The sequence below is a fragment of the Nitrospira sp. Nam80 genome, from assembly GCF_965152575.1.
Genome location: NZ_OZ224216.1, coordinates 1597218 through 1623058 on the forward strand (window position 1 = coordinate 1597218; position 25841 = coordinate 1623058).

Annotated in this window: 18 protein-coding genes and 1 tRNA gene; 10 read left to right on the top strand and 9 right to left on the bottom strand. The window is 55.6% G+C overall.

The annotated features are described in order from the left end of the window. Positions 1-68: 68 nt before the first annotated feature. The 4 genes from ACWGXE_RS07430 to ACWGXE_RS07445 all read right to left on the bottom strand — a co-directional run bounded on the left by ACWGXE_RS07430 (position 69) and on the right by ACWGXE_RS07445 (position 5383). A complete protein-coding gene (locus ACWGXE_RS07430; RefSeq protein ID WP_447602566.1) occupies positions 69-1301 on the bottom strand; it encodes a glycosyl transferase in 1233 nt (410 codons plus the stop codon). Positions 1302-1425: 124 nt separating this feature from the next. Then, positions 1426-2709, bottom strand: coding sequence for a hypothetical protein (locus ACWGXE_RS07435; protein WP_447602568.1), 1284 nt, complete (start codon positions 2707-2709; stop codon positions 1426-1428). Then, the gene (locus tag ACWGXE_RS07440; protein WP_447602569.1) at positions 2669-3598 is read right to left on the bottom strand and encodes a hypothetical protein; all 930 of its coding nucleotides are present in this window, start codon (positions 3596-3598) and stop codon (positions 2669-2671) included. Before ACWGXE_RS07440 ends, ACWGXE_RS07435 begins: the two co-directional genes overlap by 41 nt. Positions 3599-3727: 129 nt before the next feature. Beyond that, positions 3728-5383: an alpha-keto acid decarboxylase family protein gene (locus tag ACWGXE_RS07445; protein WP_447602571.1), complete on the bottom strand. Its 1656-nt coding sequence runs from the start codon at positions 5381-5383 to the stop codon at positions 3728-3730. A 132-nt stretch (positions 5384-5515) separates the two neighbouring features. Between ACWGXE_RS07445 and ACWGXE_RS07450 the strand changes: the two genes are divergently transcribed. Beyond that, entirely contained in the window at positions 5516-6712 is a 1197-nt protein-coding gene (locus tag ACWGXE_RS07450) for a class I SAM-dependent rRNA methyltransferase (RefSeq protein ID WP_447602573.1), read from the top strand. 4 nt (positions 6713-6716) lie between these two features. Next, positions 6717-8705: an OPT family oligopeptide transporter gene (locus tag ACWGXE_RS07455; protein WP_447602575.1), complete on the top strand. Its 1989-nt coding sequence runs from the start codon at positions 6717-6719 to the stop codon at positions 8703-8705. A 15-nt stretch (positions 8706-8720) separates the two neighbouring features. Here the strand turns inward: ACWGXE_RS07455 and ACWGXE_RS07460 are convergent, their stop codons facing one another. Then, positions 8721-9197, bottom strand: a complete 477-nt coding sequence (locus ACWGXE_RS07460; RefSeq protein ID WP_447602576.1) for a helix-turn-helix domain-containing protein — start codon at positions 9195-9197, stop codon at positions 8721-8723. Positions 9198-9381: 184 nt separating this feature from the next. Here ACWGXE_RS07460 and ACWGXE_RS07465 point away from each other — a divergent pair, with 184 nt between their 5' ends. From ACWGXE_RS07465 to ACWGXE_RS07475, 3 genes are all read left to right on the top strand, one after another. Next, positions 9382-9723: a hypothetical protein gene (locus tag ACWGXE_RS07465; protein WP_447602578.1), complete on the top strand. Its 342-nt coding sequence runs from the start codon at positions 9382-9384 to the stop codon at positions 9721-9723. 63 nt (positions 9724-9786) lie between these two features. Further along, positions 9787-10635: a TrmH family RNA methyltransferase gene (locus ACWGXE_RS07470; RefSeq protein ID WP_447602580.1), complete on the top strand. Its 849-nt coding sequence runs from the start codon at positions 9787-9789 to the stop codon at positions 10633-10635. A gap of 974 nt (positions 10636-11609) precedes the next feature. Further along, complete coding sequence (locus ACWGXE_RS07475; protein ID WP_447602581.1) at positions 11610-12410, top strand: hypothetical protein; 801 nt, start codon at positions 11610-11612, stop codon at positions 12408-12410. Positions 12411-12525: 115 nt separating this feature from the next. Here the strand turns inward: ACWGXE_RS07475 and ACWGXE_RS07480 are convergent, their stop codons facing one another. Next, the gene (locus ACWGXE_RS07480; protein ID WP_447602583.1) at positions 12526-15642 is read right to left on the bottom strand and encodes a PAS domain S-box protein; all 3117 of its coding nucleotides are present in this window, start codon (positions 15640-15642) and stop codon (positions 12526-12528) included. Positions 15643-16233: 591 nt separating this feature from the next. Further along, complete coding sequence (locus tag ACWGXE_RS07485; protein WP_447602585.1) at positions 16234-16920, bottom strand: MEDS domain-containing protein; 687 nt, start codon at positions 16918-16920, stop codon at positions 16234-16236. 908 nt (positions 16921-17828) lie between these two features. On the opposite strand from ACWGXE_RS07485, the gene ACWGXE_RS07490 reads away from it, so the two are divergent. The 3 genes from ACWGXE_RS07490 (at position 17829) to ACWGXE_RS07500 (ending at position 24325) form a co-directional block, all read left to right on the top strand. Next, positions 17829-18374: a DUF1264 domain-containing protein gene (locus tag ACWGXE_RS07490; RefSeq protein ID WP_447602586.1), complete on the top strand. Its 546-nt coding sequence runs from the start codon at positions 17829-17831 to the stop codon at positions 18372-18374. Between the two features lie 1238 nt (positions 18375-19612). Further along, a complete protein-coding gene (locus ACWGXE_RS07495; RefSeq protein WP_447602588.1) occupies positions 19613-23620 on the top strand; it encodes a PAS domain S-box protein in 4008 nt (1335 codons plus the stop codon). 552 nt (positions 23621-24172) lie between these two features. Then, positions 24173-24325 carry a hypothetical protein gene (locus tag ACWGXE_RS07500; RefSeq protein WP_447602590.1) on the top strand — a complete coding sequence of 51 codons (153 nt, stop codon included), beginning with the start codon at positions 24173-24175 and terminating at the stop codon, positions 24323-24325. A 72-nt stretch (positions 24326-24397) separates the two neighbouring features. Here ACWGXE_RS07500 and ACWGXE_RS07505 read toward each other — a convergent pair. Then, positions 24398-24473 (bottom strand) — tRNA-Phe (locus tag ACWGXE_RS07505). Between the two features lie 95 nt (positions 24474-24568). On the opposite strand from ACWGXE_RS07505, the gene ACWGXE_RS07510 reads away from it, so the two are divergent. Both ACWGXE_RS07510 and ACWGXE_RS07515 read left to right on the top strand, forming a co-directional pair. Then, the gene (locus ACWGXE_RS07510) at positions 24569-24724 is read left to right on the top strand and encodes a hypothetical protein (RefSeq protein ID WP_447602591.1); all 156 of its coding nucleotides are present in this window, start codon (positions 24569-24571) and stop codon (positions 24722-24724) included. Positions 24725-24803: 79 nt separating this feature from the next. Next, positions 24804-25124, top strand: a complete 321-nt coding sequence (locus tag ACWGXE_RS07515; protein ID WP_447602593.1) for a hypothetical protein — start codon at positions 24804-24806, stop codon at positions 25122-25124. A gap of 86 nt (positions 25125-25210) precedes the next feature. Here the strand turns inward: ACWGXE_RS07515 and ACWGXE_RS07520 are convergent, their stop codons facing one another. Next, complete coding sequence (locus ACWGXE_RS07520; protein WP_447602594.1) at positions 25211-25798, bottom strand: hypothetical protein; 588 nt, start codon at positions 25796-25798, stop codon at positions 25211-25213. Positions 25799-25841 lie beyond the last annotated feature (43 nt).

Here is a 25841-nt window from a genome sequence, read left to right on the forward strand (position 1 = left end):
ATCGATCGTGATTTATGTCGTTTTGATAAGAAGTCGCGCTCGACTTCTAGCGAGCGCACGCTCCTCAGCTACTTCCGAGACTCCACCGGGTCCCACTCGTGATCCCGCTCCACCGCAGCGGCGAGTCGTTCAAAGATATCGGGAATGGCACCTGTTACTCGACTCCAGTTGGAAATCATCGGCACGCCGAGAGGGTCTTCTATAAAGGTCTCAGTCGCCAGTCTCATGCCCTTCAAGAACACTTCGACGGCCGATCTCTCTTCATGGCGATCGAACTGCAAGCTATTGATTGCCGCATCGTTTTCGTAGCGGTTGATCGCGTCTTGCGCCGCCTGCAAATAGGCGGCGCGTAGCGTCTTTAAACCCGCTTCCGACAGCACCATCCCTTCGCTGGCCAGATTCCGAAATAAGGACTTCGTGATATCCACGCACATTTTTAGCAGGCCCTGGTCGGCGTTATCCGGTGACAGAATTTGATGTTTGTGCTCATAGGCGTCGGCAATGTCGGCTTGACAGATTCGCCGCAGCGCGCAATTGCGGTAGACCTCCGAAAGAACCCCGACCTCTAAGCCCCAGTCGCCGGGGATTCTATTGATCCAAGCCAGGTCCCGTACCATTGCAAATTCTCCGGCAAGGGGATATCGAAAGCTATCAAGAAAGGTGAGAAGGGCATGGTTACCGAATACCTGCTGCAGGCTCCGGATAATGGGCGTGAGATAGAGCCTGGTGACCCGCCCGTGCAAGCGGTTGGTCACGCGGCTGTAATAGCCCTTGCAGAATTCATAACCGAGGCTCGGATGCACGATAGGATAACAGAGGCGTGCGAGATATTCCCGATTATAGCTGAGGATGTCGCAGTCATGCAGCGCTATGACGCTGCTTTGTGCGCGGGCAAGCACATAGCCGAACGCCATCCAGCATCCGCGGCCCTTTCCCTGCAGGCCGGTGTCGATTTCACTGGACGAGAGCAATTTGAGAATGTCCTGAATGCCCGAGCCGTCGTTCCATACGATGCGGACCCGCTGGGGTAGGATGGAAAAGAATTGTTTAGCCAACCGGAACTCCAGCGCGGAAGCCCGATCCAAGGAGACAACAATTTCGTTCAGATATCGGATGTCTTTCAGGACTTGAACGATATTTTTCAGCGCCGGATTCTCCAGTTCCGAATAGAGTGATGGAAGGACGAGCGCGATCGGTGCATTGGCTGCGTGTCTCTCCAGCTCCTTTTCCAGTCGATCGAGATTTGACGGTCCCAGCCGGTGTAGGACAGTTACCACGCCGTTCTGATGAAAATCGGACATGTATCCTCCATCGAAACAACCAATAGTTTGAACGGGTGCACGGCGATGCGGTCACCAGAAGCTAGGGTATCGGAGAGGCGCGAACCCACCAAGCGCACGGCTTGGTGGGTCGGTCTGGAGATTGCTATTGCGCCGGCGGGATAACCTTGCTCGTCGCAACGGCTTTGACAATCTTCGCTCGTTTGATCGATTCAAGGAAGCGGTCCGGCGGCTCCGGCTTTGGCAGCGTGACTTCGACCGGATACCACCCGGAGTTGATGGGGCCTTTCTTGATGCCTTTGATTTCCTGAATCAGGTCCTCAATGCTTTTTTCCGGTGTCCCGTCTTGAAACGAAACCCAAAACATGAAGGCTTGAGGATCGGTCTCACGGAGCGCTTCGGCGACTTGGTGCGGAGGAGCTTCCTTGGGTGATTCCGCCCTTGCGACCGCGGAGGGTTTTGACTGCGCGGTGGCCTTCGCGATTTCAATCGTGGCGAGGGCGAGGCGAGCGTGCAGTTCACGGTTCTTTCCTTCCAGCAATGCCACCTGTTTGACGAGTGTGTCATTGACCGATTTGACCGACTGCAATTCTTGCCGCACGACCTGTTGATCCGCTTCCGCTTTATTGAACGCGACTCGAACGTCGTTGTGGATTTCCTCGGCAACGCTGGCTTTGACGGCTTGCAGCTCTTCCTGCGCCGTAACGACGTGAGCCGAAAGCTTCTGCTGCGTTTGGGATACGGCGTCAACCTGGCGGCTCAATTGAGTGAACTGCTCCTGGCCGCTCTTTGCCGACATCATGGCCACTTGCTGATTGTCGGCCAACTGGGCCAGCCGCTGTTCCAGCCGGCCGAATTGTTCTTGCATCGCCTGCTGGGTACTCCGCTGCTCCTCCAGAAGGACGGACGATTGGTCCTGTCCCAACCAACCGGGAACGCGATCTGCCAACAGACCGACCACCGCCACGAGCAATGAGAGTTGAACCATGGCGAATGCAGATTTCCACGCAGGCCGGCGCAGTCCCGGTTCAATTGCGGATGACCATAAGGCCGTTCCGGCGATACGCGTCCACCAAGAAGGCGCCGGCTGATAGCTGACCCTAGCCGAACCGCCTTCGACCTTATTTTGGATCAAAATATGGAGGCACCCCCGGTCAACCGGGATACGGGCATTTTTTATCCCGGCTTCCGGAGCAGACACGCCCCCGATGAGGATGCCGGATTCATTTCGTAATTCGAGATTCTGAATGCTGCGCTCGCGGCTCGCGAATGAATAACTTGGATCGGACTTGGTGCAATCCACCGTTCCCACGCATTCATGGTTGACGAAGATCTGCACTCGGTCGGGCCGCTCCTCACGGAGCCGCTTCGGCTGATCCTCCAGCGCGTTAAGCAGATGTTCGCGATAGTCGTTGAGTTCTTGTTCCATGAGTCCGTCCTCCTCGCTCGCTGCCGAAGAGAGCCATTACGCCTCCCTTCTTGAGCGGCTGGATATGGAGGTTGACGCGGAGTTTCTCGCCGTTTGTGAATTCGCGCCGGCGCCGGTCGGCCACCTCGACAAAACAGTTATGGCAAAACGCCAAATGCCAAATTCGGTAGTCATGCCCATAGTCATCATCAAATAATTGGCCCCACTTCTGTCCCGACAGGCAGGGGTAGTGTTCCGGTTCGCTCTTTCGATAGTGGGTCTGAAGCAAATGGAGCAGTCTGTCGACTTCCGAGTTCAGGCGATCCGGCTGGTCTCGTTGCTGTTCTTCCAACAGCTTCAAATCACTGTCGGTAATGCCGGTTTCCAGCATGGTCCGATGCCAGCCGGACTGCCGCCACCGCTCAAAATTCTTATACACCCGCTGGCTTTCCGCTTGCCCGAATCCGAGTAGGCGCACGACGTTGGCTTGGCCGAACCCGTAGATATGATAAAAGAGCGCCATTAATGCATCACGACTTACAACTGCACGCGAAGCAAGCCCATCGAGAAATCGGCCCACCGGCGTCAGCAATTCCTTGTGATAACACAGCGGATCCGGTTGGCTGAATGATTTGGCGATCAGGCTATCCAATAGAAAAAACGGCCTGCAGGGTACCTCGGTTCTGCCGTAGACCAGGAAGCGTTCCACTAGTTCATAACCCCACCGAAGCGCCAACTTTTCGTGCGTAATGTCATCGGCCCATTGGCCCGTCTCTCGAAGGAAGCGCCTGGTCTGGGCGGTGGCCCGATCCAGAAATTCCGGTAAACAGGCGATGACTAATTGATCGAAGTCGCTTTCATTCGACACCACGCTGTTCAGCCTGGCGGAAAGCGACTGGCTATCTCTCATCGTGGCACCTGCGCGACATTCGATATACCGTTATGTTGGCCGTTTAGTGAAGGAAATGCAACTCGACAAGATGACCTCCATTAAAACCATATTTGTCCATGAGGGTCAATGGGCCAGGGGACGGTTGCGCTAGGGACGGTCGGTGGACAAGCGCTTCGCCAGACGCCGCGCCAATCGACTCATGGCCGGCGACCGGTCGGCCGGGTCTAGGAGAACGTTGAGCACGTATGGCTGGTTCTTGTCGGCAAGGGCTTTGGAAAGGGCCTGGACAAACTCGCCGTGACTGGAAACCCGGACTCCTTGGCCTCCGCCCATCAACTCGCACACGCGCTCATACCGCCATTCATGGATATCGTTGAAGGGCCCTTCGAGAATCTCCCTTTCGGTCGAATAGCCGTGATTATTCAATATGATGATCACGGGAGATTGACCATACCGTATACAGGTTGAGAATTCCGTGCCCGTCATTTGAAATGCCCCGTCGCCGACCAGGACAATCGGGCGAAGCGAGGGGTCGGCAAATCCTGCGCCGACAGCAGCCGGGACGGCAAACCCCATTGAGGTATAGTAGGCGGGCGACAGAAATTCAAAGCGCCGGTGGACATGCAGGTCCATCGAAGCGAACAGCGATTCGCCCACGTCCGCAATGACTAATGTCTTTTCATCCAGCACTCCGTCCAGATGGCGAAATATACCTTGTAAGGTCACTGACGCGTGGAGCGGGGGCTTAGGTTCGTCCGATAGTCTCGAGGCCGACGGCGGTCGTGATTCGAATGTCGGCAAGTCAGTGGCGGCCAGCGCTTTGACGAAATCCTCGAACCGGATGGTATCGTACCGGTGGTGTTTAATTGCGATGCGGTCTGCGGTGGCATGGATCGTATGGCCGCCGGAGAAGAGGGAGGACCGGGCGTCCAGGTCTTCGACATCCGACAAGATCGAACCTAGTATTAAGAGGCAGTCGGTGTGATTCACGAACTCTTTGACCTCATCCCGCGCAACGAGTCCGCTGTACACGCCGACATAAAGGGGATGGTCTTCCCGGATCACTGACTTTCCCAGCAACGTGGATGCAATCGGGACGTTGAGCTGTTCAACGAGTCGAGTCAGCTCATCATGGAGGCCGAAGCGCCCTACTTCCGCCCCGGCGAGAATGACAGGGCGCTTAGCCGACGCCAGTATGCTACGGACCTCGCCGACGGCCTCCGCCAATGCGGCTGAATCGGTGTCCTCAGTTTCAAAGCGGCCGGAAGGAGCCGGCGCGGCCAATGGAGCATGGACCATATCCCGCGGGATCTCCAGATAAATCGGGCGGCGATACCGGAGTAGGGCGGCGAAAGCGCGGTCCATGTCCCGCTCCGCTGTGACCGGGTCGTCCAGGCTGACCGCCGCGACGGTCATTCGTTCGAAAACCTCCCGCTGGGTCGAGAAATCGCGGACCATATGATGGAGATAAGGATTGCGTGCTCGTTCTGACAATCCGGGAGAGCCGGTCAATAAGACGACAGGCGATCGTTCGGCGTAGGCACAGGCGATGGCATTGACCGTATTGAGGCCTCCGACGCAATAGGTCACGCAGACCGCTCCGATACCGTTGATGCGGGCATAGGCGTCGGCGGCAAATCCGGCGCAATCTTCCCGCGTTGTTCCGATATGGGTAATGGGGGACGTTTCAATGATCTTGTACAGATTCAAAACATAATCGCCGGGGATGCCGAAGATATGCCGGACTCCAAGCCGATGAAGCCGATCCAAAACCGCAGTGCCGATTGTTTGCCGGATCGCCATGACGGATGCCTCTGAGTGATCATGCGCGTATCGCTGTGGGGGCTCAGGAAATCATAGCCGGTGCCGTAGGTCAAGATGCCTCCTGCCAGTTTATTGTTGACGGCAGCGGCCTCCGGCGGGAATAAGTAGCGCATGAACGCACAGTCCTCACTCCCGACCGGCCGCATCCGGCTTTCCCCACAGTTTCCGGACCCGCGCCGCACCGGACATCCATGGATTTATGCGGGGCATATCCAAGACACGTTCGGACCGCTGCAGGCTGGCGATGTGGTGGATGTCTATACGTCACGCAAGCAGTTTTGCGGGCGCGGATTCTATAACCCTCATTCAAAAATTCGTGTGCGTCTCCTGACCGATCGTGAAGAGGCCATTGACGAGGGGTTTGTTCGTGCCAGGCTCGACGCGGCATGGCGCCTGAGACAACGGTTGGCGCTCGGAAGCAATGCCTATCGATTGGTCTACGGTGAGAGCGATTTCTTGCCGGGGCTCGTGGTGGATCAGTATCACGATGTCGTCGTGATGCAAACACTCAGTTATGGGTTGGACCGCCGGAAAGATCTATTGGCCGATGCGTTGGTCGAGACACGAGGCTTGCGGGCCCTCTATCTTCGGAACGATGCGAAGAGTCGCGCGCTGGAAGGCCTGCCATTGGAGCGCGCCTGCCTTCGTGGGGAACTCACGGCTCCGGTTGAAATCTTTGAAGGGCAGGCGCGCTTCTTGGTCGATGTCACGGAAGGGCAGAAAACCGGATGGTTTTGTGATCAACGGGAGAATCGAACGGCGGCTGCCAAACTCGCGAAGGATTTGGACGTGTTGGAAGTGTTTTGCCATACCGGCGCATTTGGGGTGCATGCCGCGCTTCAGGGCGCGCGCTCGGTAGAGGGCATCGATGCCAGCGAGGGTGCCTTGAACTTAGCGCGTCGGCATGCGGCGATGAACAAGGTGGAACCGTGTTGTCATTACCGGCAAGCCGATGCCTTCGATGAACTGCGGATATTGGAGCAATTGGGCCGTCGCTATGGGATGGTGATTCTGGACCCGCCGGCCTTTGCGCGAAGCCGCCATGCTGTTCGACATGCGCTCGCGGGATATAAAGATTTGAACCTGCGTGCACTCAGGCTGCTGGCGCCCGAAGGATTACTCGTGAGTTGCTCATGCTCGCAACATGTGCCGGAAGAGGAATTCTGGAACATCATCCTGGCGGCGGCTCGCGACGCGCGCAGGACAATTCGCCTCATCGAACAGCGGTCGCAGGGTCCGGATCATCCGGTGTTGGGCGGGATGCCTGAAACCAGGTATCTGAAATGTTTTCTCGTCCAGGCGGTGTAGCGCCATGAGAAATCGGCGCGAGCCCGCTGGATCCACGACTCCTGATCCCATCGTTCCAGCATCAGTCAGTTTGCCGGAGATCACTCCCAAAGCCATCGTGCTCTCCGTGGCGTTATCGGCGCTGCTCGCGGCGGCCAATGCTTATCTCGGCCTCTTTGCCGGCATGACTGTCTCCGCTTCGATTCCTGCTGCGGTAGTCTCCATGACGATCCTGAGATTCTTTCGCCGTTCTAATATTCTGGAAAACAACATTGTGCAAACGGCGGCTTCTTCGGGAGAAGCCCTCGCGGCCGGGGTGATTTTTACAATTCCTGGTCTGTTGCTCATTGAGTATTGGACGGCCTTTGATTATTGGCAAACAATGGTGGTTGCCATGGTCGGTGGGCTCCTCGGCGTGCTCTTCACCATCCCGCTGCGGCGGGCGCTGATCGGTCAACCGTCTCTACGCTTTCCCGAAGGCGTGGCCACGGCCGAAGTGCTGAAGGTCGGCGCGCAGGCTTCAAGCGCTCCGCGGGGGGCGCTCCGTTCGTTGATAACGGCGGCTGTTGCCGGTGGTGCCATGAAATTTGCCGAGAGCGGGCTTCGGCTCTGGAGCGATTCGATGGAGGGAGCGGCACAGATCGGCAGATCTATTTTCTATGGGGGGATCAACCTGTCGCCAGCATTGCTGGCTGTTGGGTTCATCATCGGCCTGCACACGGCGATCGTAGTCTTTCTTGGAGGAATCTTAGGCTGGCTCGTGCTGATTCCCATGGACGGATTCCTGGGGGATCCGGTGACGGAGCTGACCGGAGTGAACGGGGCGAAAGTCATTTGGGGCCGGCATGTCCGCTATGTAGGCATTGGCGCCATGTTGGTCGGTGGATTATGGACACTGGTTCAAGTCCGTGGTCCCATCGGGGAAAGCCTGAGCCGGCTTGTGTTGGCCTATCGTGCTCAACGGCGCTCACAGCAGACGGAACCCATCCTTCGCACAGAACAAGATGCCAAATCATCCTGGGTCCTCGGGCTGGCAGGCTTGTCTCTCGTTCTCATGGTGGGCGTCTATCAAGCCGTGCTCGCGAACATGACCGCCGCGGTGCTGCTCACCGGCATTATGGCCGTCGCCGCTTTTCTATTTTCCGCCGTGGCCGCTTACATGGCGGGTCTGGTCGGGAGTTCAAGCAACCCGGTGTCAGGAGTGACCATTGCCACGATCATGATGGCGTCCCTGTTGCTGGTTCTTATTCTGGGACCGGGTAATCCGACCGGCCCGGCCGCTACGCTCTTGGTGGCGGCCGTGGTCTGTTGTGCCGCAGCCATGGGAGGAGATAATTTGCAGGATCTAAAAACGGGACACATTGTCGGCGCAACGCCCTGGAAGCAGCAAATCATGCAGGTGGTGGGTGTGGCGTCGGCTGCCCTTGTCATCGTCCCCGTGCTCTCGCTGCTCCATGCCAAATACGGAATCGGGGAGGCATCCGCACTTCATCCCCACCCGTTGAACGCACCTCAAGCTACACTGATGGCCAACCTGGCACGAGGAGTGTTCGGAGGCAGCCTGCCTTGGCATCTGGTCGGATTGGGTGCGGTCATTGGTATCGTAGTCGTGGCGATTGATCAGCGGCTAGCGGTAAAAAACTCCGTGTTTCGCCTTCCAGCGCTTGCGGTGGCGTTGGGCATGTACTTGCCGTTGAAACTGTCGGCAGTCATCTGTCTGGGTGGACTTTTGGCCGAATTGTCTCATCGTCGATATGGAGGTCGGTCTTCAGGGGCGATGCAAAACGAGGCAGGACTTCTAGTTGCAGCGGGTCTTGTGACGGGAGAGGCGCTGATGGGGATTGTTTTGGCTTTGCCCGTTGCCTTAAGCAGCCAATGGCCTTCCATTGGCTCCGATCCCTTTCAGGTATACGAAGTTCCTCCGTTCGGCGGCTGGCCCGGACTATTGGCCTTGGCCGCGGTCGCCTTATTCCTGTACCGGAGTAATATCGGGACGCCGACTCAACCTATGTAGCGGCTGGAGTGAATGCTAGTCGCTGGGTGGTTCGAAATGTCCCGGGGGACGTGACTGCCAAGGAAGGGCGGTCTGCCGGGCTTGTTTGAGAAGACTCTTCAGATTGACCTCGGCCGCCCGCACGAGTTTGGCGTCTCCACATTCCAGCAATGCCGTGAGCAAAGCGTACAGCGAACGATTGCCGCGGCTGCCTTCCCGAATTCGCGCTATCAACGGATCGGCTTGCCATGGAGCTGAATGCCCTTCCGAATCATGTTCCTGATCGTCATCGTTGAATAATAAGTCGAATTCGGCCGGATCCGTATGCAGCCATGCCGCTGGAATTCCAAGGCCTTGCGCCACCACTTTCATTGTAGAGAGGTTGATGTGACGATCATCCGTCTCAAGCGCATCCAGAAACGGAACCGAAAGACCCGTTTTCGCGGCAAGTTCATCCACTGATTGCTGTTGGGATAGCCGCCAAGCCCGTATGAAAAGACCCTCTCCCGTCATGGAGAGGCATCATAGCGAAAACGGTCAATGAATCGCAACGCCATGGAATTGCTCAATAATCAGAATTCGCCAGCCTGATTACAGGCTTTAGGGCCTTGTCCGCCTATCTAGAACAATTCACCCGATTCAGGTAAAATGAGCAATCAGCCGGCGAGGGGAGGAAGACCGGCAAGGGGAGGAAGATATGTTGGGAACAGATATTCGTGGCATCATGGCAGAAGAGGAAGAAGTACAACGCCGACAGGAGGCGTTGCGTTCGTTAATGTCCATGCGGGCGAGGCTGCTCCGCGAGTCGCTGGAACAACGGATTAGACGGGCGAGGAGCAGCGGCGACTGGATCAACCTCTCTCGCGCCGAGTGCGCCGATATCTATAAGGAAGAACGTGTGCATCTGCGTGCTCAGATCGAACAACTTCGGGTTGAACGAGAACGGACCAGAGGCAAACTGAGCGCGTTGAAACGGGCGAAGGCACGGGCCCAAAGAATTCGTGCGGCGGAAGCTGCGTCGGGTAGAAAGCGGAAGTGACCGCTACCGCAGTTATTCCAGCTTTGCAATGCATGCGCAGTACAGCCGGTATCGATTCTACCATTGGCGGACCACTTTCCCCATCTTCCGCGAGCGAAGGCCGGGCTCATACGCGATCTATACGAGCGAAAGCGCACGAGAGATCACGAGCAAGCCTTCGTCGTTGAAGGGGCTCGTCCGGTTGTTGAACTCCTCCGTAGACAGTCTCCCGCGGTTTCCCTGATCGCAACGTCTTGCGGGTTTCTCCACAAGCAATCCTCCGATGTCGTGGGTTTACTCCTTCGGTCCCATGCTCCGGTGTACGAGCTGAACGATGCTTCTTTTGATCGCCTCTCGGATGTCGAGTCAGCCCAGGGCATCATGGCGGTCGTGAAGAAACCTGTTTGGAGCGAACGAGCCATCTTCCACCAGCCGGAGGTCTTCGGATTGTACGGCGAACATGTTCAAGATCCGGGCAATGTTGGGACTTTGATTCGACTTGGTGTGGCGTTAGGCCTCAGCGCGCTTTGGCTGACCGGAGACTCGGCCGATATCTTCAACCCGAAAGTGGTTCGGGCCACGGCGGGTGCCGTGCTGAGCTTGCCGATCTTTCATTGCCTTGGATCAGACCATTTCGATCAACATCAATGTGCTGTCTTGGCTTCGGAGGCTCCCGCCTCCAAATCGATGCCGATACGCCAAATTCATAGCATCCCTGCCCGCAGCATCGTGGCGGTCGGCAATGAAAGTCGAGGCTTGGCAAAGCGCACGCTCGACAGTGCAGCCGTGCGATTTCACATCCCGCTGCAAGGAAATGTCGATTCACTCAACGTTGCCGTGGCGGCAGGTATGGCGTTGTTTCATTTCAGCGGACTGCCGCGCGAACCTTTGAGGCGCATATCTGATGGAGATGGATCGGACCAACGGACATAAAACTACAAATATTTCCATTTACACAGGGTCAAATACTTTATGCAGGCATAGTTTAACTAGGATATGTTTTTCTTCTGCTTTGAGTAATTCCCTGATTGCGGTCATACTCCCATCGAGATAAAGCAGTTTTCCCTCGAACCGTCCCATGGTTTGCGAATCTGTCGTTAAGCGTCCGGACGAGCCTTTGCAGTATGCAACGTCCGACGCGGAGCATTGGACAGATGATCAGATTACGGTACACCTTGCTCTCCACATGGCCGCCTCTTGCCTGGCTGGCCAGATGTCTCAGAGGAGAATCATTTATTGACGTGTATCACGGTTCCCGGGTCGAAGTGACAGACGAGTTTTTTACGGAGTCGATATGGGCAGGGAACTATGAAGAAGGAGGATTTGATCAGACAGATATCGTAGCCGGTAGCGGCGGGAGATGCCGAGATTCCCGCATTCTGTTCGTCTCTTCAGGGTCCACCGTAGACCGCTTGCATTCCATCGAGACTCGTGAGGCCGCTTGGGTCTCAAACTCCTTCACCTGCCTGCTTACAGCGGTCAATGCCTCACTCCCGTCAAACTACGGAGGATACTTCCGGGACTTTGAATCTATTATTCGTGGCCTTGCCGCATATCGGCGATCTTTCTACACATCGGCGGGACAGATGATTTTGACTTATTTTGACAATGTGGTCTGGGACCGCCAATCGCTGAGTATAGAGGCGAAACCCGTCTTGGCCCGAAACGTCTCCGGGTTTTCCGAATACCGAAGTTTTCTTGATTCCTCATTAGCGCAAGCCACTGCAAACCGCCGAAGTCCTAGTCGCCGGCATCCATTGGGGATTCGTAGCACGGCATCATCCGGTTATGATTCCACTACCGTGACCGCCCTGGTGAGACAGTATGGATGTGAGGAGGTTATCTGCTTTGATCGGGCGAGAGAAGGGGATCCGGACAGCGGTGCCGCCGTGGTTCGAGCATTAGGGATGAAGCCTCTCATATTGCAGCGCGATGCTTGGAGCAATAGTCTGTTTCCTGAAGCATTGTTTCTCAGCTCAGACAGTAAAGGCGAGGATGTCTACTTTAAGAGCGCGGAGCCTCATGTGACGGGAACCGTAGTCTTTACGGACTTTGCAGGGGGAAAGATGTGGAAGAAACGGCCGGTGGATCTGACCGAAAACATCATCCGGGAGGATCAATCGGGGCTGTCGCTTACCGAGTATCGGCTGCACGCCGGGTTTATTCACTGTGCTCTTCCTTTCTGGGGCATCCGCCAAGTGCGGGATGTCAACCGCATGAGTAATCTGCCGGAGATGGAGCCCTGGGATTTTCCTATGACGTATTCAAAACCGTTTTGCCGCAGGGTCTTGGAAGAAGCAGGTATTCCTCGGGATCTATTCGGTCTACACAATCGCGCCGCTTCGGTACTCCTATGGAAAAACGACAGCTTTATGACGCGGGACTCCATGAAGGATTATGTCGCGTGGCTCAAAAGGCAAGGGGGCGATGTGCCCCTCTTAGCAAAATGTCCCCCTGCCGTGGGAGTGTTTCTTGATGCAATGCTCTGCGGTGGACTGTATCGTTTCGAGGCGGCATGCGCTGAACTTCTCAAGAGTGTAAGCCGCGTGCGTGGTGGTTGGAGATTCGAGCGTCTTAGGCTGCTACAAAAGCTTGCCTGTATGCCGGACAATCCGCTTTTTCTGCGACAATATGTGTTTCCATGGGCCGTGAACAGGGTAAAGACTTCATACGAACTCAACCTTGGCCCTTGGAAGCTGTCGAAGTGAAGAAACGGATCCCTGCTCCTTCATTTCAGCATTCCGGTCGCATTGCGGGCTCGATGTCGATTGTCGGGAGGACTCTAACTGGAGCGCTCTTCCATCAGGCCGCGCTACGGTTTATCTACCGGTTCAACATGCGGATGCGTGCCGCCGCCGCCTCTTCAACAGCTTTACAGAGTTCGTCCACGGCACTTTCCTTTGTCACATATGCGGTCGCTCCGGCTTCCTTCATTCTCCGCACCACATCGTCTGAGTGATGCAGTGAGAGGCCTAGGATGGCAATGTCGGGTTGGACGCTTTTTATCCGCTTAGTTGCTTCGAGGCCGTCGAGCTTGGGCATGTTAACGTCCATTACAATCACGTCGGGCTTCAGAACGCGGGCTCGCTCGATAGCCTCGAAGCCATTCGCCGCCTCTCCGATAACTTCTAAGTGGTCGTACCCTGTTAGCGTCGCCTTGAGCCCCTGCCTCATCATGGCGTGGTCGTCCACTATTAGGACGCGTATGGGGTGTGTCCCGTCATGGGGTGAGATCGCGGGAGCCGCCACAACCGGCGTGAGTGCCGGTTCAACGTAAGCGCCATCCGGCGGCTCCTCGTTTCGCTCGGGGACTAGTGGTAGGGAGAGGCGTGCCTGCGTGCCCTTACCTGGTATAGATTCAATGTCAAAGCGGCCCCCGAGTGCCTTCATGCGTTCACGGATACTAAAGAGTCCGAATTGGGAAGAAAGCGGAGTCGAGTCCGCAGTCGATACATTAAAGCCAGCGCCTCGATCGCATACCGCGATGGTGAGCTGACTGTTGGCTTGCGACAGCACAACTGACGCTTCACTAGCTTTCGCATGTTTCACTACATTCATTAGGAGTTCACGGACGGATTGAAACAGCAATACGGCCTGGTTTTCGGCAATGTTGACCTCGTTAGTGTTCGTGTGCACGGACACGGTTAAGCCCTGCTGTTCCATTCGCTCGGCTAACCACCGCAGCCCCACGGGCAGCCCGAATTGGTGGAGCACGGGTGGGCTAAGGTCGGCGACTAACGTGCGCGTGTAGGACAATGCTTCAGCCAGGACCTGCTCTGTTTGGAGCATGAGATCGGCGCATGCCGGGACGGCCTCTGCCAGGCGTTTTACTTGACCTATCTTTATCTTTGCGAGGACCAATAGCTGTGCCAGGTAATCGTGAAGCTCCGTGGCCATGCGCTGCCGTTCACGTTGCTCCGTCAAATTCAGTTCGGTTGCCAATGCGCGAAGGCGTTCTTGAGATTCCGTTAGCTCGCGGGTGCGTTCAATAACATTCCGTTCCAGACCCTCGTTCAATTGGCGCATCGCCCGGAGCGTAGCCACCCGCTCCATCGCGACCGCCACGTAATTCGAGATCAGTTGGAGGAATTCCAATTCGCGTTCGTCAAATGCCGTTCGGGTCCGGCTAGCGAAGGACAGGGTCCCCAACAACCGCTCGCCGCTCATGAGCGGATTGCAGGCATAGGCTTGGATACCGAAACTCCGCACCAGCGCCGCCTTGTCGTAGGCAGAATGTTGAATGTCCGTTGCCACAATGGCTCGGCGAGTTTTGGCCACCGTGCCACAAATCGCCTGACCGAACTCGAGGCGCTGGATCTGGTGCGCGATCTCTTCGGAGACGCCACTGTAGGAGTGGAGATCAAGGGCATCGCCTTGGTCATTGACCATGTAGTTGAAATAGGTATCGACTCCCAAGTGTGCCGCTACCCTAGGAAAGAGCTCACGGACGATTGTCTGGACATCATCCGTGGCGAGCAGATGCACCAACGCATCGGAGAGAATTTGCTGCCGTACGCTGTTCCGATGCAAGGCTGCCTCGGCGTGCTTGCGTTCTGTGATATCAATTGAGACAGCGATGAGCGAGTGCACGTGTCCACTTGCATCGCGGATTGCGGACACGCTGTTGTGAGCCCATATCACCCTGCCGTCTTTACGAACGTACCGTTTCTCGATGTCAAACGGCGGGCCTCCGACAGCTAATTTCTCAAACAGTACGACGTTTCGCGGCAGGTCCTCGGGATGCGTGATCTGTTGCATCCGCATCGACATCAATTCCTGGCGCGTATAGCCGGTGAGTTGGCAGTATCGATTATTCACGGTGATAAAACGTCCGGTCGGGTCCGTTTCTGCAATCCCACCAACTGACTGGTCGACGATGCTGCGATAGCGTACCTCAGACTGAGCTATTTTCACTCGCGCCAGTACCCGCTCGGAGATGTCCCGGAAATAGCAGACTACGCCGTATCGGCCGTCCGGCAGTTCGATGCGATCAATCCTCCACTCGTAATACTCCATAATGCGGCGGTCGACGCGAAACCCGCTCTGCTCCGGCATTTCATACGATTCACCCGTTTCTAAGGTATGGCGAAAGATGCGGACAATTTCATCTGCGTATTCTTTCGTCCACAAGACGTGGATCACTTCGTCGAAATCACGACCGATCAAATCAGGAATATTGCCAAAAACGGGCAGTGCGACGGGATTGACATCCCGAATCCGGAAGTCGCCATCGACGACATACACGCCAAGGGGGGCTTTATTCAGCAAGGTCTCGTACTGAGCGGAGCGGTGACGCAGGGCCTCTTCCGCTTGCTTGCGCTCGGCAACCTCGTTTTGGGCTGCGTTAAATAGCCGTGCGTTGTCAATGGCGACAGCCGCCGCCGCGGCAATGCCCAGGGTCATACGCTCGGCGTGTTCGGTAAAGACACCCGCCTCAGGATGGCCGAAGAAGAGGCCGCCCAGTACCTCACCGCTACGGGAGACTACAGGAACAGCGAGATAGCTGCGCACCGGGAGGTGTCCTTCTGGCTGTCCATGGTGCGGCGCCATCCGACCGTACCGGGGGTCTTGCGTAATATCGTCCGAGCGCACCACACCTGTGCCGCGGAACGTTGGCTCGAACACCGGCGTGTTCCGGGGCAAGCCGAATTTCTCAAACGCTTCACGCGGCGCGCCCGACAACGCGTAAAGCATGTAAGATTCGCCTTGCCGGTTGATAACGTTGTAAAAAAACGCCCCGAATTTTGCTCCGCTGAGCTTTGTGCCCGCATCCGTTGTAGCCTGAATGAGTTGCTGCAAGTCAAGCTCGCCAGCCAGTGTACGCGCCACGTCATTCAACGTTTCGGCTTCCTGTCGCGCGGTGAGCGCATGTTCCATTAAATTGAGTGCGGCGCGGCGCGCATCTTGAATTTCAGTGTTAGCCTTCTGGAGATCCGCCACATGTTGAGCGAGTTGGGCATTCGCTTGGTGGACACGGCTCTCGCTATCCTGCAAGGAGCGGAGCAAGCAGGCATTTCGGATGGCCGTTGAAGCCTGACTTGCAGCGACGTTCAAGATCAGCTGCTGAGCTGCTGTGGGGAAGGCGCCATCAGGAAACCCGGCTGCGATCACGCCCAGCTCGGCATAAGCCCCCAACGGCCTTGTGGCCACGCGCGAAGAGCCGGAAGCAAGGGGATTGGGCAGGGTCAAGAGCTCATCCGGATCGTGCGAACGCGCCCAGTCGGCAATCGTTGGCCCGATGGCCTCCGCAATTGCCGTACTGGCCTGATAACGATCCAACTGTACGATCGCAATGGGCGGCCTGTCCGCACCATCCGTGAGACAAACATACACGAATTCCGCGTTCAGGGTCGTTAACAGAGAAGCGGCCAGACTTTCCGCTATGCGCACCGGAGCAGCGCCCAACCACAGGGCCTGCAAGGTTGAGATGGCCACGATATCGCGTAGGGATTGAACATCAGGGCCGACATCTGCTCTAGGCGATCGGCGCGGCGTCGCTTCGTACTCAGCCATTGTCCGGTTCCCGCAGGACTACTGAATCCGACTGGCTTCCTGTCTATCGGAACGTTGGTGCTCCTTTTGCCTTCGTCGGTCCTTCAGTTCTCGGAGAAATTCATCCGGTGTGACATACAGCGGGTTTTCCTGGAGCACACCGTTGATGATCACCATGGGATGCGTCCGTAAAATATCCATGACAACACTTCCACTGTGTCGATTCAAATCATACACGCACACAATCGGATCGGGATGCTTCGGGAGGACGTAATTAAGCTTGGCTTCGTACTCCACGATATCTGTCACGCCGGGCACTGTTTCCAAGGCCCATTCCATGTTACCCATGAGGCGCGTCAATTTGTGTTTAGGGCGACTGCTTACCAGCACCTCTTCCAGGATCTGGATCATGCGGTCGCCGTCGAAGTAGCCATCCTTAAGATAGAGGTCCTCCCAATGGCGCACCTCCACCTGGTCCGTTCGGTGTGGGGCGTTGACCTCGATGCCGTATGCGCGGCAGGCGGCTACATGATCGTCATGAAGTCGGGAATCAACGATATGAAAACTTTTCTCGCCGCGATCATATCCCTCTTTGAAAAACGGCATGAGAAACTTGTTCTGCTCTTCGCGGGAATTGAAGAAGGCGCAGATGTGCCGTGTTTCTTTGAGTGTACGCCCGGCCAGCCGAACCGTGCCAGCGGCTGTGTTAGACTTGGTTGTGTCCATGAATTTCCCCCAATCGATAGATCGGTTGCTGTTTACACGGGACCCCTTCTCCATGTCATTCTGAATGCGCTTGTTGAGCCATCGCCTCTCTTCACTTCTGTTCGAATTCGACCAGATACCGTGCGGCTTGGCCCAGCTGTCAACAGAGGTCGTTCACTTGATGTTCGGTTAGAGTCGCGTACTTCACACGAAGAGTCCTTCATAAGTTGATGAGGCCAACCGCTTTGAAACGTACCATTCGGCCAAAGGGATAGCGCTCTGTTTTTTGTGAAGAATAAGCAGATCAGAGGCGTCCGAGTATACCGTCAGATGAAATTTTAAACTCCCTCGGAGAACCCCTAGGCGAGCTTGTGTTCTGAGGCATGACGGCTAGGCTTGCAGATGAGACAAGGCCGTCGAGACAGCGTTTCATCTGCGCGAATTAGCGCCGCTTTCCCCTTCATGCATCGTGTACTTCAGCAGCAAATCGGCGACTGGGACAGGCACGATATGGAATTGCTCCCGGCGGTGTGCGCTTGATAGCGAGACGCCGCTTGCCTAGGGCAGTCTGTTGGTGACGTCCCAGAAAAAGAAACCAGCCAAAACTGGAGAAAATCGGCTAAGCTGTAGCCCTCCAAGCCGGGAGGGAAGCCATGAAGAAGATCAAGTTTTCCGAAGCAGAGATTGTGACGGCGTTGCGGTAAGTGGACGCGGGCGCCCCGATTCCCGACGTGAGGGGCGCGTTCGGGATCCAGGGAAGCGGCATACTACGTCTGACGGAAAACGGTATGGCCAGATGGCCATTGCCGAGGTGTGGTGCTTGCGACAGCTGGAGGAAGAGGACAGCCGACTCAAGCAGCTCGTGGCCGATCTGACATTGGATACGGTGATCCTGCAAGAAAGCAACTTGTCTTGGAGAGGAGGGCGCCATGATAAAGACATTGAGTCTTCAAAGCTCTTGTTTCATCCTTGCAATCGCCGTTGCGCTTGCACAAGCCGAAGAGGCACCTCCTGCCTCGCCAGCTGCACCAGAAGCTGCCGCCAAAGCCACTCCCGCGGACGGCCATGTCATCCACGTCACGGCACCGCACTTGATCGATGGAAAGATACGGGGGCCATTCCATCACTATTGCAAGATCGTCTCTGCTGAACCGTTCATTGAGTGCCTTCTCTACGAGACGGAAGACACCAACGCGAAACTTATCGGTGTGGAGTACATTGTCGCGAAAACTGTGACTCGCGACGAGAAGGTCCTTCCCAAGCATGTTTGGAAAAAGGTTTGGCATGACCATTCCGTGGAGGGTGTCATCGGGAACATTAAGATACTGGATATGCCTCCCGATAAGGCCAAGGAGTTCGGGGACACGGTTGCCAAGACCGACGGTATTATCTTCTCACTGTGGCCCGAGGGCGCGAAATTGCCGAACGGGAAAGTGAGCATGGGCATGATGGTTGGGCATGCCGTACACCAATGACATGGAACTCTAATGCACCTTGGCTCGAAGAGACCCCGGCTGACTGGGACCGGCCTTGCAGCTTGCGGAGATTCACGTTGATGAAAAACAGCGTACTGCTTGTGTCGGCCCGTTGCGGCTTAGTCAAAGGAACTGCCATGTCTTTCCGCTGATTATCAGCGTAATGGCTTTAATTACAGCTGCGTGGGATGGCGGGCTCGTATTGGGAATCCCGAACGGGATTTGAACCCGTGTTTTATCCGCAGCTATGGTTTTGCCATAAGTTCCAACGCCTTCGCTCAATCGAGTCATGTTATTTGCTGCCGGAGATTTAACAAGAACACCTAGCGAAGAGCAGACAGGGTTGATGCTTTGGCGATGGGAGGGGTTCCGAGAGATCGGGGACGTTCCTATTTTGTGCGCAGCGCTTGAGACCCGTGAGCGGTGATGCACTCTTCCCTTGGCGTGCGACGGTAAGCAATACCTCTCAATTATTGCGTTTTCCGATACGCCGGCTAAAATAAGCTGACCAGCCAGGGTAGGACGGAAACTATCGAGCACCGGCTTGGGGGATGGAATGTGAAGTTGATTCAACAACCCGGAGGACCATGTCGGAATCTTGACACTATAAGAACCAGTTTTCTGTAAAAAGTGCGGAAACAAGGGCTCACTCGGATGTACTGATGCCACATATCAAGAAATCCCAGCCCCACGAGCGTAGTATGAATCGGAATGTGTCGACTGCAGAAGCTCGTATCGTCTCTCCTCCTTCTCGATGGCGGGCATGTCGAAGCAGAAAATATGATCATGTCGTTTGATGTGCGCGGCCCGCAATTGAGGGAACCATCTGGCCTTGCCCAGTGCACAGCAGGCCCAGCGTGAGCCAGTACCGCGCGGATGCGTCGTTCGGTGGGAGCGAAAGGCATGATTGCCGAAGATGACTGGTAACTCTCCGTAGTAAACGGGTTGCAGGGGCGTTGTGCCGCTTTCAGGTCGGCGAGCAATACGGGCATCCGGCCAAACAGGTTCTCGGCGCCCAGGTATCCCTCAGCTCTTCCCCATGCAAAAAAACGATGGAGAATCTTAACGCTTTATAAGTGCCTGCGGGCGGCCGCCTGATCCATCCTGTTTCCTAGTTCTTTGGAGTGCCAACTCGCGGCGCTGTGCCGGTAACGTCTATCTCGACTAGGGCTTTCCCTAGCTATTTGTCTTTGCAGTCAATTCTAATATATGGCGGCGTTGCGAAAAGGGGGGCCAACATGCTGGAAAGCGCTGATCTGCTGCCCAAACGGACCACGAAGGCCGACGACGCTCCGAGTGAGGATTCTCTTGACGCAATGTTCGCGGCGGCGAACGATGCCATTCTCATCCTCGATGCGCACTATCGAGTACGAAAGGCAAACCGCGTTGCCGAAAAATTGTACGGCTGTTCTACGGACGACCTGCGAAAGAAAAGCCTATACGACCTTCGTACATTGGAGACGCATGCCGCCATTGAGGCGCAGATGCAGCGTTCGCTCCAACAGAATGGATCGAGGTGGGAAACCTGCCATGTCCGAAAAGATGGAACTGTGTTCCCTGTGGAAATTAGCTCCAAACCATTCCGTAGGGGTGAGCAGCTTCACTTCATCCACATCGTCCGCGACATCAGCGAACGAAAAGATCAGGAAGAGGCCCTGCGAGCGAGGGAAGCTGAACTGCGGGACTTCGTGGACAATGCTTCCGAGGGCATGCACTGGGTAGGACCAGATGGCCGCATTCTTTGGGCAAACCAAGCTGAACTTAACATGCTCGGCTACCTGCGAGACGAATATGTTGGGCATCATATTGCAGAGTTCCATACTGACCAATCAGTCATTGAAGACATTTTGACCCGTTTGGCTCGGGGGGAGTTCGTAGAGGGCTATGAAGCGCGTCTGCGCTGCAAAGACGGCTCAGTCCGCCACGTGCTAGTCAATTCAAGCGTGCTCTTTCAGAACGGTCAATTCATCCATACACGTTGTTTTACACGAGATATTACGGATAGGAAGCAGGCGGAAGACGCCTTGCGAGAAAATGAACGACGATTCCGAGAGATGATTGATGCCCTGCCTACGCCGATCTACACGACCGACGCTCAAGGCCGGCTCACACATTTCAATTCGGCCGCTGTAGAGTTCTCAGGGCGGGTCCCTGTATTGGGCTCAGATCAATGGTGTATCAACTGGAAGTTGTACCGTCCGGATGGGACACTTTTACCTCACGATGAATGCCCCATGGCCATTGCGTTAAAAGAGGGTCGCATGTTGCGAGGGGCGGAGGCCATTGCGGAACGGCCGGACGGCAAGCGTATTTGGTTTACCCCTTATCCCACTGTCCTGCGTGATGCTGATGGACGGATTGTTGGTGGCATCAACATGCTAATTGACATCACGGAACGAAGACAGGGGGAGGCCACGAGGGCCCATCTGGCAGCCATTGTCGACTCGTCTGACGACGCCATTTTCAGCACAGATTTGGACGATCGGATTCAATCTTGGAATCGTGGTGCAGAAGACCTTTTCGGCTATACGGCTGAAGAAGCAATAGGAAGGCCTGGGATGTTTCTTATCCCACCGGACCGGCAAGCCGAGGAGCCACGCATTCTCCAGCGAATAGTTTCTGGTGAACGAATCAACCATTATGAGACTGTCCGGCGGCACAAGGATGGCAGTCCCATCGACGTCTCATTGACCATCTCGCCCATGTATGATGTGCAGGGACGCATTATTGGCGCATCAAAAATCGCTCGAAATATTACCAAGCAGAAGTTGACCCAACATCGCGAGCAACAGCTATTCAGACTGGCGACGGCCGTCAACCGAGCGCACGCATTGCCGGACCTATACGAGCAGGCTCTTGATGCGATTATGAAGTCTCTCAAGACCGACCGCGCCTCGATCCTCCTTTTCGATTCTGATGGCATCATGCGGTTTAAGGCGTGGCATGGATTATCCGATGCCTATCGCCAGGCGGTTGAGGGCCATTCACCTTGGAAATCAGATGCAGAAATGCCGGAACCAATCGGCATCAGCGACGTTGAGCACGCTGACCTCTCTTCGGAACTTATGGGTATCATCCAGAAAGAAGGGATCCGTGCGCTAGCGTTTATTCCGCTTACGTACGGACGGCGCCTCATCGGGAAATTCATGGTGTATTTCACTGATCCTCGTCTTCTCGATAACGAGGAGCTCCAGCTGGCGCAAGCCATTGCCGATACGTTGGCATTGGCTATTGAACGCCGACGCACGGAAGAGATTGTCAGACAAAACGAAAACCAGCTGCGGCAAGCACTTGAAGCCGGCCGAATGGGTTCATGGGAATGGGACGTTGCGACCAACAAAATCTATTGGTCCCCAAGTTTGGAAGCCATCCATGGGCTGGGCCACGGCACCTTTAACGGTTCATTCGAGGCGTACCAAAAGGACATTCATCCGGAAGACCGTGAGCGAGTGCTGACCTCCATTGCCAAGACGCTGGAGAGCGGCACCGAACACCACATTGAATATCGCATAGTGGTCCCCAACGGAATTGAACGATGGGTCGAAGGCAAAGGGACGCTCTACCGGACGCCGGAGGGCATCGCCACAAAGATGGTTGGGGTCTGTAGCGATATCACCGAGCGCAAGCAGGCGGAAGAGAAGCTGCGTGCTAGTGAACGTCTCATGCGGGCCGTTTTCAACCAGCAGTTTGCGTTCAGTGCGTTGCTTTCGCCCGAGGGACAAGTGCTGCGATTCAGCGAATCCGTGTATCGAAACAACGAAGGGACAGACATCAACCCCAAAGACCTCATTGGCCGAAGTTTCCTTGACGCTCCTTGGTGGCGGGATTTGCCTGATACGGTCGCCGACTGGCGGCGGCAATTCTCGGAAGCGCTAAGCCGGCCAGGTCCTGCGCGTGGGGAAGGTCTGTATCGGCTTGGCAACGGGGAGCTGCGCTATGCCGTCAACACTGTCACGGCGCTTCGCGACGACGCCGGCAACATTGAACATCTGCTTTGCGAGGGGATGGACATTACCGAGCTGAAGCAATCGCAGATGCGTCTAAAACACGCCGCAGAAGAGCTTGAACGGCAGGTGACCGTACGCACCGCTGAACTTCTCGAGACACAAGATCGCCTGCGGGCACTGGCGACCGAATTGAATCTCGCCGAACAACGAGAGCGCAAACGGTTAGCCGCCGAGCTGCATGATCACCTTCAACAGACACTGGTCTTGGGAAAGTTCAAGGTCGGGCACGCGAAACGCCTTCTGGAGGGACTCCCTGAATGTCTCGAGTTGGTCAAGCAGTTCGACGAGGTGTTGACGGAGGCGTTGTCCTATACACGGACCCTGGTGGCGGAACTAAGCCCTCCCATCCTACGCGATCATGGGTTACCGGCGGGTCTCCGATGGTTAGGCGAATACATGAGGAAGCACGGAATGACCATCTTCGTCAATGTGCCGGCGCATGTTCGCCTCGCCCTGCCTGAAGATCAGGCGGTGTTGCTCTTCCAATCGGTCCGTGAACTGCTGATTAATGCCGCTAAACATGCGCAGACGGATCACGCGTCGGTTACATTACAACAGCATCTTGATCAGTTATCGATCCAGGTGCGTGATGAGGGGCGAGGGTTTGATCCAATGAGCACCACCGGCCCGAGTGATCATTCCTCAAAATTCGGCTTGTTCAGCATTAAGGAGCGGATGAAAGCGCTCGGAGGGTCATTTACAATCGAGTCAGCGCCTGGACAAGGAACAACGGCCCTCATCACCTTGCCACTTGTCTACCGACGTGACATTCAAACCTCTTCGGAAGATAGCGGAATACCGTCTCAATCAGAAACTATGAAGCCGCGCCAGGCGATGGACGGTCACTCAGCCGTGATTCGACTATTATTGGTTGATGATCATGCCATGATGCGACAAGGCTTGCGGACGACGTTAGAACATTATACGGAGATTCTGCTTGTCGGAGAAGCCAAGGACGGACAAGAGGCGGTTGAGCTGGTAGAGAAACTGCGTCCTCAGGTCGTCGTCATGGATATTAACATGCCGCGGCTCAATGGCATTGAGGCAACGGCCTACATCAAGGCCCGTTATCCGAACATCTGCATTATTGGAATCTCGGTGAATGCCGAAGAAGACAACCAGGAGTCAATGAAGCGAGCCGGCGCGACACTTTTAATCCCGAAAGAAGCCGCAGTGGACGAGCTGTATCACGCGATACGGACTGGATTAGGTCTCCCCTCGTTATCACAAAAAGCGTAAGACATCACGGATACTGGCACGCCTGCGACAGCAGGCGGATGAAACAATGCGTTCACTCCGATCCAGCTCTCACTATCGGAACGGCCAAAGAGCTTATCGAAACCTGCTTCAAGACCATACTTGCCCAACGCGGCAAAACGCTTCCGGGTAATTAGGACATTCCCGAACTTACAAAGGCATCTTTCAAGACCCCCGAGCTGCGCGAAAGCGCCTGCAGAATCCCGAAATGGTTTCGGAACCGGATTCGCACGGCCGTCCCGCACGAGCATGACCCGGTAGCGAGGGACCGCATACGGATTCCTCCGTTTTCGATTGCCGTGACCTGCTTAACTTCGAGATTCGCAACATAGCGAGGGCCAAAAATCTCTTGCCGCGATATCTGTAATCAACAAATGAGCGGACTCCATCGCCGGTGCGCTCATGCCTAATAGTCATCGAGCCATCCGCTCTTCGGTATGACCTCCTTGAATGAACTCATGATCGAGCAGGGTCCATGACCTGACCTTCCACGATCTAAGACACACGGCGGCCTCTTGATTGCTAGAGGCCGGGGTGGACTATGCGGTCATCGAGAAGTTGCTTCGCCATCAATTAAACGGCATGGGCAAGGGGTACATTCACAACTGGGAACACCCGTTGCGCGATGCCGTCATGCGTTTGGAAACGACGATTATCGAACATTCAAGCAGCGGAACAGCGAAGTGAGTCAGTGATGGGCAGTTATGGTCAGTTGGTGGGCAGTTCGAAAAATGCTGAAACGTATAAGCGATTGATTAGTGGTGCCGAGGGACAGAATCGAACTGTCGACACCAGCCTTTTCAGGGCTGTGCTCTGCCAACTGAGCTACCTCGGCACGCGTAGATTTCAAGGAGTTACGATTGGACACACCCTCAATAAACACGAAGTGCCAACAAAAGAGCCAACAAGGTGTATTCCGTTAGCCCCGACATGAGCGCTGCACCTTACCTCACGGGATTCGATTGGGTCAAGATCAGAGACGAGTTTTCGCTCGGTTTGCATCATAAGAGTGTGATCTTTGTCTTGCGGGTCTTGCGGATCGAAACCGTATCGGGTTCTACCCCGATTTTACGGACACATGACTGAAGGCCCATAATGGGCCAGGAGGGATGTCACGGGAGCACGACGGAAGTTTTCAGCAGAGTACAAGCGTGAAGCGGTCGCGATGCTCGACACACCGGGGATGACGGTGGGTCAAATTGCTGCCGCATTGGGGGATCGGAGCCAATATGTTGGCGCGATGGCGGCGGGAGCGACGCCGTCAGCCACCGCAGGCGTTTGTGGGCAACGGGCGATCCCGGATGAAGAGCTCAGTCAGTTGCGTCGGGAGTTGGCCCGCGTCACGAAGGAGCGGGATTTTTGCGAGAAGCGGCAGCGTTCTTCGCGAGAGCGTCGACGTGAAGTTTCGGATGATCCAACGATGCCGCGACGCGGTTCCCATCCGATTGATGTGTCGATGCCTGCGGGTGTCGGCCAGTGGGTATGACGCCTGGGCGGCGCGCCCGCCGAGTGCCCGTGCCCAGGAGAATGCCCGAATTCCTTTGTTTCGCCTTACATCGTCTGACGGGCGCCTCAGAAAAATGGATGGGGTGGACGGGCTGTTCGTGTGTCCGTAGGGCTCAACACTTCCCACGCGTGACCTTGAATACGCCAGGCACCGTCTACGTAGAGAAGGTAGTGAACTTCGTTATACCAGCTGTCGATGTTGACTCGTCGAGTAGTGTCATTGGAAATCGCCCAAAGACTTCCCGTGCAGGTGACCTGGGCGGTGAGAGGCACTCCTTGAGCATCTACCACAACCTCAATACGGGTCAGCACATGGGTTGCTGAAAAGTCTCTATATTCCTGAAAAAGATGGTTCCATTCGGCTCGCAAGCTGTCTTTCGTGAATCCTCCATGTTTGTAGTTGTCAGCGTAGAAGTCCATCAATGAATCAAGGTTTTTGCGCTTAAGGGCATCCTCGGCCCGTCTAAAGCTTTTCAGAATATCAGCCGCAGTCTTTTTGTCCGTGTGAATGGTCGCCGACCGAGGGACATACGTCCCGTCGAGATCAGGAACGTACAGATAGCAGCTTTGTAGGAGAAGCATGATGCCCAAAGATGAGATTAGGCCGACACGTCGAGGAGCAACCATATTGGATGCCGAACCTATGCCTCTCATGCAACTCCTCAATGATCGGTGATGATTGATTTAGAGGCGGGGT

Bases quoted from the DNA above. Each gene is read 5' to 3' on its own strand.
- ACWGXE_RS07510 (WP_447602591.1), top strand. From the start codon at position 24,569: ATGAGCGCTGCACCTTACCTCACGGGATTCGATTGGGTCAAGATCAGA.
- ACWGXE_RS07475 (WP_447602581.1), top strand. From the start codon at position 11,610: ATGAAGCCTCTCATATTGCAGCGCGATGCTTGGAGCAATAGTCTGTTT.
- ACWGXE_RS07455 (WP_447602575.1), top strand. From the start codon at position 6,717: ATGAGAAATCGGCGCGAGCCCGCTGGATCCACGACTCCTGATCCCATC.
- ACWGXE_RS07435 (WP_447602568.1), bottom strand. From the start codon at position 2,709: ATGGAACAAGAACTCAACGACTATCGCGAACATCTGCTTAACGCGCTG.
- ACWGXE_RS07460 (WP_447602576.1), bottom strand. From the start codon at position 9,197: ATGACGGGAGAGGGTCTTTTCATACGGGCTTGGCGGCTATCCCAACAG.
- ACWGXE_RS07515 (WP_447602593.1), top strand. From the start codon at position 24,804: ATGCTCGACACACCGGGGATGACGGTGGGTCAAATTGCTGCCGCATTG.
- ACWGXE_RS07485 (WP_447602585.1), bottom strand. From the start codon at position 16,920: ATGGACACAACCAAGTCTAACACAGCCGCTGGCACGGTTCGGCTGGCC.
- ACWGXE_RS07520 (WP_447602594.1), bottom strand. From the start codon at position 25,798: ATGAGAGGCATAGGTTCGGCATCCAATATGGTTGCTCCTCGACGTGTC.
- ACWGXE_RS07445 (WP_447602571.1), bottom strand. From the start codon at position 5,383: ATGGCGATCCGGCAAACAATCGGCACTGCGGTTTTGGATCGGCTTCAT.
- ACWGXE_RS07430 (WP_447602566.1), bottom strand. From the start codon at position 1,301: ATGTCCGATTTTCATCAGAACGGCGTGGTAACTGTCCTACACCGGCTG.
- ACWGXE_RS07490 (WP_447602586.1), top strand. From the start codon at position 17,829: ATGATAAAGACATTGAGTCTTCAAAGCTCTTGTTTCATCCTTGCAATC.
- ACWGXE_RS07440 (WP_447602569.1), bottom strand. From the start codon at position 3,598: ATGAGAGATAGCCAGTCGCTTTCCGCCAGGCTGAACAGCGTGGTGTCG.
- ACWGXE_RS07495 (WP_447602588.1), top strand. From the start codon at position 19,613: ATGCTGGAAAGCGCTGATCTGCTGCCCAAACGGACCACGAAGGCCGAC.
- ACWGXE_RS07450 (WP_447602573.1), top strand. From the start codon at position 5,516: ATGAACGCACAGTCCTCACTCCCGACCGGCCGCATCCGGCTTTCCCCA.
- ACWGXE_RS07465 (WP_447602578.1), top strand. From the start codon at position 9,382: ATGTTGGGAACAGATATTCGTGGCATCATGGCAGAAGAGGAAGAAGTA.